This window comes from Ruegeria sp. ABV4_181, assembly GCF_056158465.1.
In genome coordinates, this window is sequence record NZ_JBSWTI010000005.1 from 105,446 (window position 1) to 120,468 (window position 15,023).

The 15,023-nt window shown below is 54.5% G+C and carries 16 protein-coding genes; 11 read left to right on the forward strand and 5 right to left on the reverse strand.

Going from position 1 to position 15,023, the window contains the following annotated elements; genetic code table 11:
- Positions 1-60: 60 nt before the first annotated feature.
- Genes ACXAC3_RS19405 through ACXAC3_RS19415 form a run of 3 tightly spaced genes read right to left on the reverse strand, consistent with a single transcriptional unit; the run spans position 61 to position 2,353 of the window.
- The gene (locus tag ACXAC3_RS19405; RefSeq protein ID WP_475163897.1) at positions 61-969 is read right to left on the reverse strand and encodes a hypothetical protein; all 909 of its coding nucleotides are present in this window, start codon (positions 967-969) and stop codon (positions 61-63) included.
- Positions 970-983: 14 nt separating this feature from the next.
- Positions 984-1,943, reverse strand: coding sequence for a tyrosinase family protein (locus ACXAC3_RS19410; RefSeq protein WP_475163899.1), 960 nt, complete (start codon positions 1,941-1,943; stop codon positions 984-986).
- Positions 1,943-2,353: a hypothetical protein gene (locus ACXAC3_RS19415; protein WP_475163901.1), complete on the reverse strand. Its 411-nt coding sequence runs from the start codon at positions 2,351-2,353 to the stop codon at positions 1,943-1,945. Before ACXAC3_RS19415 ends, ACXAC3_RS19410 begins: the two co-directional genes overlap by 1 nt.
- Before the next feature lie 310 nt (positions 2,354-2,663).
- On the opposite strand from ACXAC3_RS19415, the gene ACXAC3_RS19420 reads away from it, so the two are divergent.
- From ACXAC3_RS19420 to ACXAC3_RS19435, 4 genes are all read left to right on the forward strand, one after another.
- Positions 2,664-3,557 carry an endonuclease/exonuclease/phosphatase family protein gene (locus tag ACXAC3_RS19420; RefSeq protein ID WP_475163902.1) on the forward strand — a complete coding sequence of 298 codons (894 nt, stop codon included), beginning with the start codon at positions 2,664-2,666 and terminating at the stop codon, positions 3,555-3,557.
- A gap of 26 nt (positions 3,558-3,583) precedes the next feature.
- Entirely contained in the window at positions 3,584-4,534 is a 951-nt protein-coding gene (locus ACXAC3_RS19425) for a DNA/RNA non-specific endonuclease (RefSeq protein WP_475163904.1), read from the forward strand.
- Positions 4,535-4,922: 388 nt separating this feature from the next.
- Positions 4,923-5,168 carry a DUF2188 domain-containing protein gene (locus ACXAC3_RS19430; protein ID WP_475163907.1) on the forward strand — a complete coding sequence of 82 codons (246 nt, stop codon included), beginning with the start codon at positions 4,923-4,925 and terminating at the stop codon, positions 5,166-5,168.
- Between the two features lie 30 nt (positions 5,169-5,198).
- Positions 5,199-6,545: a hypothetical protein gene (locus ACXAC3_RS19435; protein WP_475163909.1), complete on the forward strand. Its 1,347-nt coding sequence runs from the start codon at positions 5,199-5,201 to the stop codon at positions 6,543-6,545.
- Between the two features lie 341 nt (positions 6,546-6,886).
- On the opposite strand, the gene ACXAC3_RS19440 is transcribed toward ACXAC3_RS19435, so the two are convergent.
- Positions 6,887-7,915, reverse strand: coding sequence for a RepB family plasmid replication initiator protein (locus ACXAC3_RS19440; protein ID WP_475163911.1), 1,029 nt, complete (start codon positions 7,913-7,915; stop codon positions 6,887-6,889).
- Positions 7,916-8,524: 609 nt separating this feature from the next.
- Between ACXAC3_RS19440 and ACXAC3_RS19445 the strand changes: the two genes are divergently transcribed.
- The 5 genes from ACXAC3_RS19445 (at position 8,525) to ACXAC3_RS19465 (ending at position 11,636) form a co-directional block, all read left to right on the forward strand.
- Positions 8,525-9,727: an AAA family ATPase gene (locus ACXAC3_RS19445; RefSeq protein ID WP_475163913.1), complete on the forward strand. Its 1,203-nt coding sequence runs from the start codon at positions 8,525-8,527 to the stop codon at positions 9,725-9,727.
- Positions 9,724-10,698, forward strand: coding sequence for a ParB/RepB/Spo0J family partition protein (locus ACXAC3_RS19450; protein WP_475163914.1), 975 nt, complete (start codon positions 9,724-9,726; stop codon positions 10,696-10,698). The genes ACXAC3_RS19445 and ACXAC3_RS19450 overlap by 4 nt, the downstream gene beginning before the upstream one ends.
- Positions 10,699-10,707: 9 nt before the next feature.
- The gene (locus tag ACXAC3_RS19455; RefSeq protein WP_475163917.1) at positions 10,708-10,881 is read left to right on the forward strand and encodes a hypothetical protein; all 174 of its coding nucleotides are present in this window, start codon (positions 10,708-10,710) and stop codon (positions 10,879-10,881) included.
- A gap of 156 nt (positions 10,882-11,037) precedes the next feature.
- Positions 11,038-11,295, forward strand: a complete 258-nt coding sequence (locus ACXAC3_RS19460) for a type II toxin-antitoxin system ParD family antitoxin (RefSeq protein ID WP_475163918.1) — start codon at positions 11,038-11,040, stop codon at positions 11,293-11,295.
- Positions 11,292-11,636 carry a type II toxin-antitoxin system RelE/ParE family toxin gene (locus ACXAC3_RS19465; RefSeq protein ID WP_475163919.1) on the forward strand — a complete coding sequence of 115 codons (345 nt, stop codon included), beginning with the start codon at positions 11,292-11,294 and terminating at the stop codon, positions 11,634-11,636. Before ACXAC3_RS19460 ends, ACXAC3_RS19465 begins: the two co-directional genes overlap by 4 nt.
- 54 nt (positions 11,637-11,690) lie before the next feature.
- On the opposite strand, the gene ACXAC3_RS19470 is transcribed toward ACXAC3_RS19465, so the two are convergent.
- Positions 11,691-12,752: a tyrosine-type recombinase/integrase gene (locus ACXAC3_RS19470; RefSeq protein ID WP_475163920.1), complete on the reverse strand. Its 1,062-nt coding sequence runs from the start codon at positions 12,750-12,752 to the stop codon at positions 11,691-11,693.
- Positions 12,753-13,037: 285 nt separating this feature from the next.
- Between ACXAC3_RS19470 and ACXAC3_RS19475 the strand changes: the two genes are divergently transcribed.
- Together ACXAC3_RS19475 and ACXAC3_RS19480 are read left to right on the forward strand one after the other, a co-directional pair.
- The gene (locus tag ACXAC3_RS19475; protein ID WP_170782093.1) at positions 13,038-13,805 is read left to right on the forward strand and encodes a FadR/GntR family transcriptional regulator; all 768 of its coding nucleotides are present in this window, start codon (positions 13,038-13,040) and stop codon (positions 13,803-13,805) included.
- Between the two features lie 154 nt (positions 13,806-13,959).
- Positions 13,960-15,021: an ABC transporter substrate-binding protein gene (locus tag ACXAC3_RS19480; protein WP_475163921.1), complete on the forward strand. Its 1,062-nt coding sequence runs from the start codon at positions 13,960-13,962 to the stop codon at positions 15,019-15,021.
- Positions 15,022-15,023 lie beyond the last annotated feature (2 nt).

The window sequence follows — 15,023 nt, forward strand, 5'->3', positions numbered from 1 at the left end:
AAGATCCAGCCAAACGCATCGTCTTTCTTTTTTGGCGTTCGCCTTACAAATCGTGACAGATCAACCCTTCGATCTTTGCAACCAACGCCACCATCGAGGCGGCCACCACCAGGGTTTGGAGAACCAGCGTGTCGGATTTTCGTCAAGCAGTAGGAAGCCACCGCCCCGGCCCTTTACGAACCAGGCGATGCCGAAAAGTGCAAGTCCTGCCCATTCGCCAAAAAAGGTTAGGTTGTTTCTGTCCCAGAACGCAGGATCACAGCTGTCGGAAAATTTGAAGATGCCAAGGTCTTTGCTGAACGCATCGCAATTGGTGCCGCCGAGAGTCAGCCCGAAGGCCAGGGTCGCGATGGTGACAATCATCAACCAGCCACAGACCTTATAGATTGTGTTGCGCCGGCGCTTGTTCGGATTGTCCTGCTTCGTTTGATACTCGTTCGTCTTGTCTGTGGCTGTGAAGATAAACAGGTTGAAAATAGCCAGCACAATGAAGAGCGCCACGGCGAACCCGAGATGAAACCTCCCTCGAGGGGTGTCCACCGGAAAGGCCGTCTTTAGTAGATCGTCCTCGTGGGTGTCCAAAAGGATCCGCGATTGGGCAAACATGTCGTCACAACCCGACCCGTTTGTGGGGTTCATGGCCACCATGATGGCGCAAAGACCACCAAAAACGGCGAGGTATCGCTCGGGTCTGCTCTGGCCACGATAGAACATCAAAAAGAGGCCGACAGAGCAGGTTGTGGCCACGAACACATCACCCCAAAACGGCAAGTAGTACGAGTGCGAAATCGAGTCCCGGAAACACTCCGCTCTCATGTGTCCGTAGAAGAGAACAAGCGGCAACAGGAAGGCCAGGATGCCGATCCAGAGCGCCTGGATCTGGCGCTGTCGCTTGAACTGGATAAGATCCTTGAGCGGCCAGTCCTCCTGCGGCTCAAAGAAGTCCTGAATCGTCTTCCAAACTGCCATGATCCCGCTCCCGATCAGGCCACGAGCTGATGGTCATAGGCATACCATGGCGTGGGATTGAGGACGTCGCCGGGGGTCATGGGATCGCCGATCATCGAGAACATCGAACTGTTGATACGGTGGCCCGCAGGGCCTCGATTGGCGCGGGGCGCGTAAGTCCGGCCGTGCTCTCCCATCCAGCGCTCCCAGAGACGGTCCACATTGACGTGGTTGAGAAAGAAGACCGGATCATTGGGCGAGGTCCCGGGCGCCATGTCACCACCTACCCAGACATGGACGCGGTTATGGAGCTGCGGGGCTGCGACCCATCCCTCAAGAATGTTACGGTGGGATCGAACATCGAAATCCCAGTCCGCGACGTCATATTCGGTCTGATCGAGCGCGATCTGTTCTTGGGCTTTGGTAGGCAGGTTCGGAGCGGCGGTGTCCATGCCGGCAAACCGCTCGATCGGGCGGGGATCGAGCGATTGAAGCACACCCGTGATCGGATGCTGATGGATGCGAACACGCATTTCAGAGAGCCGCCCGGTACGGAGCCTGCCACGGGCTTCCCCCAGATAATTGGGCGACCAGAGATCGGTGCGCCATTGATCGCTATCATCAAGTTCACCGTCCTCGGCCCAATCCCAATAAGGCAGTCCGAAATCCGGTTTTCCAAGAACCTGTTGGCACATCTGTTCGAGCCGGATCATGTACATGCGGTGCCAAGGCAAAAAGATCGGACCGCTATGGGCTGCGTTGCCGGGCGGCAGGTCCATCGCCATTGCGACGACGTGCCAGAAGACGAAGATGTCGTAGCGCGAGACCTCCTGATTGCGACCTGCCATGCGCAAGGGGAGGTTATTGGAACGGATGTAGTTCAGAAGATCGGCGGTGGTGATGCCGGTATTGACTTCATCGAGCGCAGTCATCGCATCGAAGAAATCGTCCCGAACCTGGGGGCTGACGAGGATGTTTTCACGAATACCGGCCATCAGTGATGCTCCCCATGTCCATCATGATCGTTACCGTGGCCACCGTGATCGTGGTCGCTATGGCCATCATGATCACCGAGCTCGTCTTCAACAATTGGGATATGTCGCGCGGCATCAATGATGGCTTTGGCCATATCGATCGCTGACGAGAAGGCGTAGTTTGGCAGGCCGTGGTAGTGCACCTTGCCATCGTCTGTGACGACGGTATGGAGGGAGAGTGGCTCGCCATCGATTTCGATACGGTAGGTGGTTTTGATCTTGATTTTGCGGCCGTGGTACTCGGCTGTGCGGGTCGACGTGAAGCTCTTTTGATGTCCATGATGACCAGAACCCGGTTTGTATCCCGTCGGCGGCGTAAAGCTTTTTGGGTCGAGGGTGATTGTAAGATCGGAGTCTGTCGATTTGGCCATAAGGTCCTCCCTTTGAATAATTTGGATGCGACCGGGCCGCGGATGAGACGGTGGCAGCTAATATTCGAGTGTATATCATAAGTTGTGTCTTCGATCCTGCCTCAAGGGCTTTCAGTCAAAAGGCATTTGAGGGTGCGCAGGCCCGACTGTGCAAGGAATCGTGTCCTTTTGGGGCGAGCCACCGAACCGACGGCAGCTTGACTGGCAGAGTCTTGTGCAAGAACACGACATGGATCGCTGGCGTGAAGTATGGTTTACTATAACAATAAGTTGGAGAATTTCATCTGATAATTGAAAGAAGAGAATAGTTATGCTGCGTGTTCTTTTACCATTTCTGGGTGCTGTGCTTGTTTCGGCATCTGCCGCCGCCGAAGACTATATCAAGGTCGCAAGTTGGAATATCGAAAATCTGGGCAGCAGCGGATCCCGGCAGTCGCCGGCTGCTCTGGCACAACACATTCAGCTGCTCGCGCCGGATGTGATCGCCTTGCAGGAGATTTATGACACGGACGAAAACTCCGCAACGCGGACCAACGAACAATTGGATCGCGCCTTTGCGTTGGTGTCTGAATTGACAGGGCAAGACTGGACGTATGTTCTGTTTGAAAAGAAGGACCCGACCGAGACGCATCAACACACGGGTGTCGCCTGGAATATGGAACGTCTCAGCCAAATCGGCGATGTCTACCGGATTGATATTGTCGATAACCCGGCTGATGACTTCGATACATGGAAGCGTCATCCCCACGCCATCAAGCTGTCGGCGGGCGTAGGGAAAACCGATCTTGTTCTGGTCTCTCTCCATATGAAGGCCAACACGGATTGTCGCGCAAATGATAACTGCGACGAGTGGCGGCAAGCGGAGGCCGACATGCTTGTCGATCAACTTCCGGCAATTCGCACAGCATTTTCGGGCGAAGAAGACATCGTCCTCATCGGCGATTCAAACATGCGTGGAACCTGGGAGGCCGGGCATCAGCTCTTCGAAGCCGCGGGTTTCAACGATCTCAATAGCGAAGACTCCCCGACCTATGCGGGGAGCAGAGCCCCATTTGATCGCATCTTCGTGCCGCGCGGCCAATCTGAGTTTCGCTGGTCTCGTCAATACATCCTGTCTTCCGGTCGACCGGGTAACCATGAGAACGCGCTCTCCGATCATCACATGATCGCAGCCATGGTCAGAATTCTGGATGACGACGACTAATGCGGCAGATCTCGCCTGGAGGCAACATGATGGGATACAACCCGGACTTCATTGAAGGATTTAAGGTGCCGCTGCCGACACCCAGCTCGCGTGTTCTGGCATCGTCCTTCGACAATAGGTTTATTCATCACACGCGCCACTCGCTGCTGTTCAACCGCGATCGCGGATTGGCGGCAGTGACGGCTCACAATATCGACGGAACAACGCTGCCCGGAGAGCAATATACGAGGAGAGACTTTGACTTCGACCCTGAGATCGACGATGCGCTTCAGATCGGAAACGAGCAGGGGTACGCCGACAGTCCTGATCACTATCAGCGCGGGCACCTGACACGCCGCGCCAGCATGTCCTGGGGCAGTTCCAAGGAAGAGATCGAGGCGGCAAAACGGTCCGAGCTGGAGAGCGATTTCTACTCGAACATTGCCCCTCAGGAACGTCGCATGCATGTTGCTTGGGGCCGTGTCGAGGACTGGATGCTGGAGTTAACGGAATCCGGATCCACAGCCCGGCGGGCCTGCGTGTTTCAGGGGCCGGTGTTTACCGACGAAGATCCAGAAGTGACAATTACAGAAGGGTACGATCCGGTAACAATACCGGCCGGCTATTGGAAGGTCATGGCGATTAAGCGTGATGGCGAATTGCGCGCTGCAGGGTTTCTCATCTGGCAGAGGGACTATGCCACGCCGGAGCCTTTGAAGTTTGCGCCCGTTTTGGAACAGGTTCGACTGACAACAATTGAGGTTCTGACCGGGTTGGCCTTTCCGGACCTCCGAAACACGGATGCGATGATATTTGCCATAGAACGTGAAGGATTGGCCGAGTTCCAGCCGATGGCGCGTCGTGCCCCCACAGACATTCTGGGTCGGGTCAGGGACACGACCATGGTCACAATCCCAAGCTGGACGAAGTCGCTTTTCCGTGGAGCGCCCGCCCCTAAACCGAACATCGTGTCCGGTCCGCAGGACATTATCATCTAGCACCTCCCGTATTTCGCTTCTTGCTGAAATTGGGTCTGCACACGCGGGCGAAGCAGGATTAGCAGCAGCGAATATGATATCTCATAGATTGTTCAATTCCGACATCAAACAGCGTTAAAACCTAAACTGTGAACGACGCCAGAAGCCAAAACAGCGCCACTTTGAGTTGCCATCATCAGAGGCTTGAGGACTCTTTAGACTTGGTGGTGGTCTGCGGTCTTCGCCCGGGATCTACGGGTGCTTTTTTGCCTCGCCAACGGACAAGCGCTCCACGAAGCTCTTACGGCAATACACGCGCATCCAAGATGTCGGCTGCCGGCTTCCGATGTCAGGAGGATTATAACGGCGCTACTAGAGTAGAAACAGAAACACATACGAGGAGGCTGCTATGTCAAATTTACGAAAATTCACATTCTCATATGACAAAGGCAAAGATGACTGGGCTCTTACTGAGCAGGGAGCCAGCCGCGCGACAAAGCGCTTCAAGACAAAGACGGAAGCGACCAAAAGGGGAGTACTTAGCGACGCACCGGGCAAAAAGGGTGGTTCGGTTCGTATCAAGAAGCAGGACGGCAAGATCCAGGAGGAGCGGACCTTTCCTCGAAGCCGTGATCCGAAGAAGACACCCGGATAACCTTATGCAGTAGGAACTCTTCTAAGATAGATGCTAAAATCTGCACGCCAAATATCTCTCACCATCATTGTGCTAACGGGGATTGCCGTTCAGCTAGGGTGGTTCGAACGCGAACGGATCGAGCGTCACGCGGTCTATTCCTACATCGAAAAAGTCCTTGCCCTCTCTGAGACGTTCCAATCGGGACTAAACTCTGCCGAGATCGGGCGGGTTTCGCTGACAGCGCAAACTCCGCCGATACTCAATCTGACGGCGGGGACAGACAATCCTGCGGCCATCTTTGTTCGCTCCATGTCCGATGAGAACTTTTCTGAAGTCTCATTTGGTGCCAATTTTGACCAACTGAAGACACTCGGCGATCCAGGTGGCGATTGCACGGTTCGCGTTTTTCGGGGCAATGGGAGCGGTGTCCATGGCATCGAGAAGATCAATGCGTTGAGCACTCAGCAACGGTTCAGCGAGGTCAAGACACCCCGCAACGCAAATACCTATCTCGTTTTGTTTGGACGCGCCTGCCTTTATGTGATGGGCGATGTGGAGCCGGTCGTTCTCATCTACGATCCAAACGACCCCGAGCTAGCAGTTCCAAGCATGATTTTTTCCGAACGCGTCGCGAGATCGGCAGGTCTTCCCCTCGACAACGACTCTGACTTCGAGAACGAACGGTTCTTGTTTGCAGACACATACCCGAAAGAGGTTTTGGCCGAGTTAGAAGATATCGTAGAATTAACCCGGCCCGCCTATACGGAATCTGTTTTGCGCGCCGCGGTCGCCCGCGAGGCCATGAGCATTGGCGGATCACCCTTCAAACTCGAGGATTGGCGCGATGCGATCTCCAAGATCTATGAACGTTCGGCCCGGGCTCCGAGCATATTTGGCTTTAACTTGCCGTCTGAAGTTGCGGCTTTCTTCCTTCCACTCATTTTAACGGCCGTGGTCTTCTCTTTCATTTTTCGCGCCCGCCGGATTGAGAACCTGGACGGCGATGAAGTCTGGATTTTGACGCACTCGAATAGCTATTTCGAACATCTTGGCGCCGGTGCTTGGTATGTTGTTCTTCTCACTGCGCCTGCGGCGACGATGTGGGGGCTGTCGGCCTACGCGCCCGACCAGGTCGCCCAGATGTTCTCATCGCTTAAAGTGGCGGCATTTCTGCTCGATCCAGCTGGAACCGAGACCCGGTGGGATCAAGCAGTTTCGGTCTTCGTCGCGCCCGCTTTCTGGGCTTTCATCGCCACAATTTTCTCAACAGCGATGATGATTTGGTCGATCGTTATGTTGCTGAACCTGCGCCGCGTCGCGGCACGCCGATCTGCACTGACCCAGCGTCGCCGCGTATCGATCTATTCGGTGCGGCGTCGAAAGAAGAAGCGGTGACGCAACGTGTTTGATTGAACGCTATGCCCACCCCGTTGCTCGTTTGGTCGTCACTACCAGCGGAAACCGAGCATTGGAGATTTGCGCTGCGATTGCCCGTTCCGAGCCCTCAAGTGACAACGAAAGGTTGGACCGTCCGCAACTTGCCAGTCTGGCGACGCCAAGAATGGTAAGCCGAAAACCAGCGCTCCTAGGTATCTCACCTGCAGATTTCGTGTGATTTCTTCTATCCTGAAGGTCTGCTTTTCGTGCGACAGACTAAACCGTTCGCAGGTGCAGCTAATGTCTCCTTGCCGCCCGATTCTATGAAAAAACAGTATGTTGCAAACGCAGAAAGAAGCTCAAATCGGATTAGCTTCAGCGTACTTCCGGAAATATGCGAGAAATGCACGGTCGGGGTCTTTGGGTGGTTCCATTTTCGCTGACCATTCACGCCATTGGCCTTCAATATAATAGATATCATATCCTGGATGGCGCAGACGTGCGGTCTCATAGGTTTCGGTCTTTAAAGCATCACCACTCTTTTCTAGCCAGGCCGGACGGGGCTTGATGGTGGGAGCAGCAGGCACTTGAACAATTTCTTCCTGCCCTTGAGCCTTAGCCTTACGTCCTACGGACGAAAACTTTAGAGCACGTTCCGCAGCCCCCTGCCCTTCGCCGTCCTTTTTCCACCATCGCAATTCGACGTGGGTTACTCGGCGCCCGGTCTTAATTGGATCAATCGCTACCATGTAATCCGAAAGCGCATTGACCTCAGCAATTGCTGGCTCTATCGCGCGCAATTTCAAGTTGCTCCAATTGGTCAGTTTGCCTTTTGGTACACCAAGAATTCCACGCAGATCATCGACGGAGAACTTTTCGGAAGAGCGCCAGCGCAGATTGCCGCGTTTCTGCACGATCTCATACAGGGTCAGCGCATATTTCGAACTCAGCGCAAACATAATCTCGCGCTGTAAACGAGCAAAAACTGTGGAATTAGAGATAATTTTGCGCAACCGAGCTGGGATCTCATATTCGATAAGGCCGTCGCTACGCATTGTCTCAATATTGCCGCCCAACAACTGAACCCGCTCGACCGCGGGTTCGCCATCCCATACGACTTCCACTTTCACAATGGCGGACATCAGGCGCTCAATCAACTCCCCTACCCGGTCGTTCGAGTTATGCGACCCACGCAGCATGGATTTTTGGATCACATGACTGACAGGTTTGTCGATCGCATCCCAAGCGTTTTCCAGCAATTGATTGTAAATTCGTCGGTCGTTCAGCGTCAGCGGAGTGACTTCAATCACATCTACCAGTTCACCAGGTTTAACCAGGCTGTCTGAGTTTGGCCGAGCGTCCAAAGTACGATATGGTTTTTTTGACATGTTCTGCCCAACACCTAATTCTTACTTTTGTATGGCGTATGATGTAAGTATATCCATCGCTCCTATTCCGGTCCAGCACCCAATATGTATTTTTACGAATCGGCGTCGAGTCTTGAGTGATTCGAAGGAGCTCTCAAAAACCCCAATAAAACAAGGGTTTTTCGATTCACCTCTCCCGTCCCCAAAAGTAGGATTTAGACCCGTCCCGAAATGTAAGCTTTAGCCATCCGATATGTAAGGCAAAGCACCCCAATCCGTAAGGTTTTGCGCCCGATATGTAAGAGATACAACGCGCAACTTATTGATTTTATTCAGTATACACCCGTATGAACACTTGAATCCCAGAATCCTGAACAAGTCTGTTTTTTATATTTGGATTTTGGGAGATAAGCACCTGTTGGCAACGTCAGACATCAATTTCATCCGTATTTCCCATTCTGTGCTAGATTAATGACAACAACAGCTTTTGTTCGACCCAGATTTCCACTCCTGTAGCCCTCAACTTCAAATTTCCCATTTTTTTTGCAATCGGCCTCAAAAACCGCACTTGAGCCGATTCACCAATCCGGGCATGATTCAGAGAAGGCAGATTTCTACAGGACAAAAACCATGACCACCTCCCCTTTGCCCGCTGTTGGGTTGGATGAGATTGAGCAGCTATCTGATCGTGCCAGTACCGTGATGGAGCGACTGCGTGACCGAGTATTCTCCCCTGACACTGAAAAGACGCTAAACTTGAATTTCAATGTTCGCTCGGCCGCCGAAATGGTAGGCCGATCGGAAAAATTGATCCGGGATGCTGAAGCGGACGGCCGCTTGCCCGAACCAGAAAAAGACCCCGTGACAGGGAGAAGAACTGGGTACTCCCTATCTGACATAAATCGTATGCGGGAAGTATTCGGTACCCTACCCTATCGCGCGACAGATGACCCGACACTGGTTTTATCAGTTCAGTCATTCAAAGGCGGCGTTGGAAAGTCGACAGTAACAACCCATCTTGCCCAATTCCTTGCCCTCAAAGGCTACAGAGTTTGCGTTATCGATTGTGACAGCCAGGCTTCAACGACTTCGATCTTTGGCCTTAACCCTGACATTGACGTGGATGAGACCGAAGATACGCTTTACCCATTCTTTCAGCATGGCGGCCCGCAGACACTTCACTATGCACTGCGCGCTACTTATTGGCCTGGTATCGCGCTGATCCCTGCAAACCTTGGCCTCTACGACGCTGAGTATGAGTTTGCAGCGCGGATGGCCAGGGATCAGGTTTTCGTGCTGGATCGATTGCGCGATGGCATCAACACCATTGCCGATCAATTTGACGTTATTCTTCTGGACCCGCCACCAGCGCTGGGGATGATTTCGCTTTCAGTGCTTCGGGCAGCGAATGCGATGGTGATCCCTGCCCCGCCGAACAACATCGACTTCGGATCTACAGCCCATTTTCTTAAGATGATGGGCGCCACGTTGAGCGAGTTGGCTCAACATGGCGGAGCTCGTGACTATGCTTTCGTCAAAATTCTCGCCACCAAGATGAATGACAATAAGTCTGCCCATGCAGCGATCAAACGAATGATGGATGCGGTGTTTCCACAGGACATGTTGGCAAGTGTTCTAAAGGACAGCGCCGAGATTGATAACGCTACGGCGAACTTAGGCACGGTGTACGAGATCACGGGACCTGCGGCGCGCACGGAAACTCACAAACGCTGCCGGGCATATCTTGACGCGGTGGGACGCGAGGTTGAAATCTTAATGCGCAAGACTTGGCCCAGCCACCATGCAGCGCTGCGCAAGGAGGGCGTGCTATGAGCAAAAAACATGACGCAATTTTTGATGACGTGCTAAACGGCCTCGATAGCGGTCCTGCTCCCAAAGCAGAACGCGCCGGTGCTCGATTTCTAAACCGTTCAAACAGGGTGGCCGAACGGATGTCGGGAGATGTCGAGGAGAAGTCTCTGAGATGGGTCGATCCCGAAGAATGCCGTATGTGGAAACGACATAACCGCGCCTATGAGTTGCTGACCGAGGATAATTGCCGGGATTTAATCGACGGTATCCGTAGCCAGGGCCGACAAGAGTTTCCAGCTATCGTACGCAAGACAGGCGATCCGGATCAGCCGTACGAGGTAATCTGCGGTGCTCGGCGGCATTTCGCGATCAAATGGCTACGTGCCAATAACTATCCCCAGTTTCGATATCTGGTAGATGTAAGAGAACTGACGGATGAAGAAGCTTTCCGGCTTGGTGATATAGAAAACCGGGATCGGGAGGATATCTCTGACTATGAACGTGCCAGAGACTATTCGGACGCTGTGACTCGATATTATGGCGGCAAGCAAAAAGCGATGGCAGCAAGACTGGAGGTCAGTGAAACCTGGCTCTCACGTTATCTGCAATTGGCAAAACTACCAGACGAAATCGTTGCAGCATTCCCATCAATCCGAGAGATCAAGGAATTGCACGCCCGTACCCTAAAACCTTTTCTGGGTCGGCCCGAAGACCGCGAGAAGTTGTTGGAAACAGCAAAGCAGATGGCAGCGGATGGGGTCAGCCGCGATGGCGTGCAGGTCATGAATGTGTTCAAGGCAGCATTGAAGCCCCCGGTTCCGAAGAAAGAGGGCCCGGTGGTTTTCCGATCGTCTCCCGAAAAGCCTGGGCTGACCTGTAAGAAAAAAGGAAAAAAGATCGTGCTTGAGTTTCCGGCGGACGCTAGCCATGACGATCTGCATGAGGCTTTTTCTGCCTTCATGCTGAGTCATTTTGCTTTGAAAAACGACTGATTTTCGCGGATGACTCTGGAAATTGCCAATTGGCAATTTCCGGCCAAAGTTGACCAGGTTGAAAAATTGCCAATTGGCAATTTTTTTGAAACTGGTGACCAAGGTGCCGCTTCAAACACCTGTGCTGGTTCTATCTCTTCGATCCATCCGGTACGAATTTCTGTTGCCAACATAGGTTTATGAGCCTCGGTTGTCGGAAAGTCCTTTATCCGCCATTGACCGTACAATCGTCCGTATCGATCTAAACCATGCCTTGCGCACTCTTTCAGATTGATAGGGCCCTCAATCGTTGAACAGGTTCCCTCGTTGGCATATATTGCTAATCAGGAGGCTTATGCCATGGTAACCCGCAATGTTGTACTTACAGAATTGCAGGATCAGCTGGTGCAGGATCTGATTGCATCCGGTCGCTATCAGAACGCCAGTGAAGCGTTGCGCGCCGGCCTTCGGCTTTTGGAGCGGGAAGAAGCGGGGCTGGAGTCTCTCAAACAAGGCCTGCAGGAAGGTGTGGCGCAGGCTCAGGCCGGAGATTTGGCAGAAGGCAGCGGTTCGGATGCGATCCGTCGTGCCTTTGCAAGGGCACGAGCCAAGGCGTGACCAGACCCTTTCGACTGACACGCCGCGCTGAAGCCAGCCTGGTGGAAATTGCGCGATGGACCATCGAAAAATTTGGGCCGCATCAAGCCGATCTTTATGAACATGAGCTGATAGCGCGCTGCCAGGCCATCACAGAGGGCAGGGTGGCCAGCCGCAGTTGTTCTATATTGGTTGAGGAGGCGGCGGATCTCAGATATGTGCGCGCAGGAGAGCATTTTCTAGTCTACCTAGATCAGCCGGACGTGGTGATCATTGTTGATATCCTGCATTCCCGTTGTGATCTGCCGCGACATGTTTCCGCGCTGGCCACGTTAACAGATGCGACAGGAAACAAGACATAGGCACAGCAGCCGGAGTTTCCCTCAAGCGGGGATTATCAAACAGTCAGTAACTACTCACCCCAGTAGATCAGTCGCCGGGTTATCCGCGATGTCCACATCGTCGTAATATTTCTGCGCCTGAGCCATGGATCGGTGCAGCGACAGGCGCATGGCGGCCTGGATTGGCGCACCATCCAGCGCGGCCTGGGTTAGAAAACCCGAGCGCAGCCCGTGGGGGGAGGCAAAATCCTCCGGCAATCCGGCCAGCCTCAGTCGGTGTTTGACGATCTGATACACCGCATCCGGGCTGAGGCGTCGCCTAAGAACGCGATCGGCTTTGGAGACGGGACGGAATAGCGGCCCATCCTTGATCTGCCCAACCTCGATCCAATGCACCAGCGCTTGAGCTGCGCGGCCCTTCAGCACCAGCCGCGGGGTCTCGCCCTTGCCTGTGGTCTTGGTCTCCAGCATCGACAGCCAGGCGACGCCGGATGTGTCGAACTCCTTCAGCGAGACATCCTCGCGCATCAACGCGGTGATCTCGGAGCGTCTTCGCCCACCGCTGGCCCAGCCCAGCATCAGGATTGCCCGGTCGCGGCAATCCCGGCGCGATCCGCGGCAGGTGGCCAGCAGCTGCTCCAGCACATCGCGGGTGATCGGGTGTTGCGATTTCGGGGCAGGGGGGCGGGCGGCGGCGCGGCGGGCTTTCGACCGAGCCTGTTCGACTTGCGGTGTACCAAACGGGCTGGCGAGGTTCTTCATGCGGTGGAAGGCGAGCCAGGAGGCGATGCGCCGGTCCAGAGTGGAAGGGGCAGGGCAGGCCAGCGACTTGCGGAGCCCCTGCGCGATGAGTGCGTCAGCGGTCTGACGGGCGCTGTCTTCGGGCGGGGCGTCTCCGAGATTGCGGGCGTGATCCAGGATGAAGGCTAGCACGGTGGCCTCGGCCTCAGGCCAGTCCAGAGCGGCGTCGAACCGCGCCGCTTTCCACGCCGTCACATAGAGCAGATCGCGCTGATAGGCCCTGAGCGTATTGGCGGGCGTACCGCGGACATAGAGATCGGTCAGCGCCGCCTGGTCTTTAGCGGAAAGGGCAGGTGAGGGGACAGGAAGATAGGGCGCAGGAGGTTTCATGAGCATTATATTGTGCCGGATTACCGGAGAAATCAATTATACATGATAAGGGATACTTATCAAGTGTGATAGTGAATCTAGGGTAACGTGAAAGTAACGATCAAAAAGCCCCAATTATGCGCGTAAATCAGTTGGAGGGTTAGCTATATAACAGAAATCACGCAGGCAGGGGAGCCAGTCGACGCGAAAATTGCAACCGAGCCCGGGAGATCGAAGCATTTCACCTCGTTAAGTTAGCCTCGGCGTTAAAACATCTGGACAAACTAAACATCAGATGTTTAGTATCGCCTCATGAGTGAACTTCTGTACTACGATCTGAAAGATTCCGCGGGCGTGGCGCCCGGTCTTGCAACGCAGGTATGCCGCGAGGTTGGGCGGCGTATCGTAGCCGGGCATTTCCCGGAAGGCAGTTTGATCGATGACGAAAACAAGCTGTGTACCCGTTTCGGAGTCAGCAAATCCGTTGTGCGCGAGGCAATCAAGCTGCTGGTTGGCAAGGGGCTGCTTGAAGTGCGCCGCGGCAGTGGAACACGGGTGCGGCGGCGCGCAAGCTGGAACCTTCTGGATGATGATGTGCTGGCTTGGCATCAGGGCATCGAGCCAAAGCCCGAGTTTCTGCGCCAATTGATGGATGTCAGGCAAATGGTGGAGCCCAATGCTGCGGGTTGGGCGGCTGAAACGGCAACGCCAGAACAGATCGAAGACATACGCAAAGCACAGCACGACATGGAGCAGGCGACCTCGATCCAGGATTTTGTGGTTGCCGATGCACTGTTTCACCGCTCTGTCCTGCGCGCCGCGAATAATGAAGTGCTTATTGCTTTGGAGGGCGTGATCTTTTCGGCGCTGCTGAGCTCAATCAAAGTGACAAACAGTGATCCCCGCGAAAACAAAAGCTCATTGCCATTGCACCGGCAAGTTTTGAAGGCAATCGAAGCTCACGACAGTGAGGCGGCCTCATCTGCAATGCGAGAGCATCTAGCCGATACTTGTGAACGCCTTTCGGGGGCTCTGCCGGATTTCAGCGCAAAACGTGGTGCAAAAGAACAAAAGGGATGAGATGTCCACTGTCCGGGAAGGTGGCCGGGCTAGTGGTGACGACACGAGACATGCTTCTACCCAGCCTCGCGTCGTCAGGTTGGCCCGATAACTCGGGAGAACTCCACCAGATAATCCGGCGCAATGCGCCCGAAACATCGACGAGGAGGATATGATGTTTTCAAAGCTTTCGAAAGGCCTGCTGGCCGGATCTGTTGCGACGTCTGCGTTGCTGGCAGCCGGAACGGCATCGGCGGAAGACATGGTTGCACTGTTGCTGCCAGAAAACGTGAATCCGCGCTGGGAACAGCAGGATGCAGCGGCATTTGTGCGCACCATGGGTGAGCTTGCGCCCGACGTGAAAGTTGAGGTGTTCAATGCCAATAACGATACAGCCACGCAGCAGAGACAGGCGGAACAGGCGCTGACACAAGGGGCAAAGGTTCTTGTTGTCATTCCCATCGATGGGGAAAGCTCGGCCATCATTGCAGATACGGCGGCAGAAGAAGGCATTCCAACAATCGCATATGACCGGATGATCAACTCGTCCAACACCACGTTCTGGGTGCAGGCCGATCTGGAAGGCATGGGGTTCGATCAGGCGACCCACGTGATCGAGAACACCAAGGATGGCGATACACTTGTAATGCTCAAGGGCTCGCCGACCGATCCGAATGCGGCCGTCATCCACAATGGTCAGCTGCGTGCGTTGACGCCGCTGTTTGAAAGCGGCGCACGGGTCATGGGCTATGAAAACTGGACGCAGGGCTGGGATCCCGCCATCGCGCGTCGTTCGATGGATCAGGCGCTGACACAGCTGGATAACAACGTTCAGGGTGTCGTGTCTTCTAACGACGGGAACGCTGGTGCCGCCATCGCAGCGATGGAAGAACAGGGGATGGCCGGAACCGTCCCGGTATCCGGTTTGGACTGCACGGTGCAGGCGCAACAATTGATGCTGCTGGGCAAGCAGACCCAATGTGGATGGCGTCCGCTTGAAGATATGGCCGCAGCGGCTGCTCAGGTCACAGTGCGCTTGGTCAATGGCGAAGACTTCTCGGATCTCGCACCACAATCCGTCACCAACGGTGTCGGAGCAGAAGTGGCTTATGTGCCGGTTGGGTCTTACTCGGCCATCGGTGCCGAAGGTGTTGCCTATGTGATCGAAAACGATGCCTCGATCACCAAGGACATGGTCTGCCAGGGCGAAGCCGCCGCAACCGATTTCTGCAAGTAACA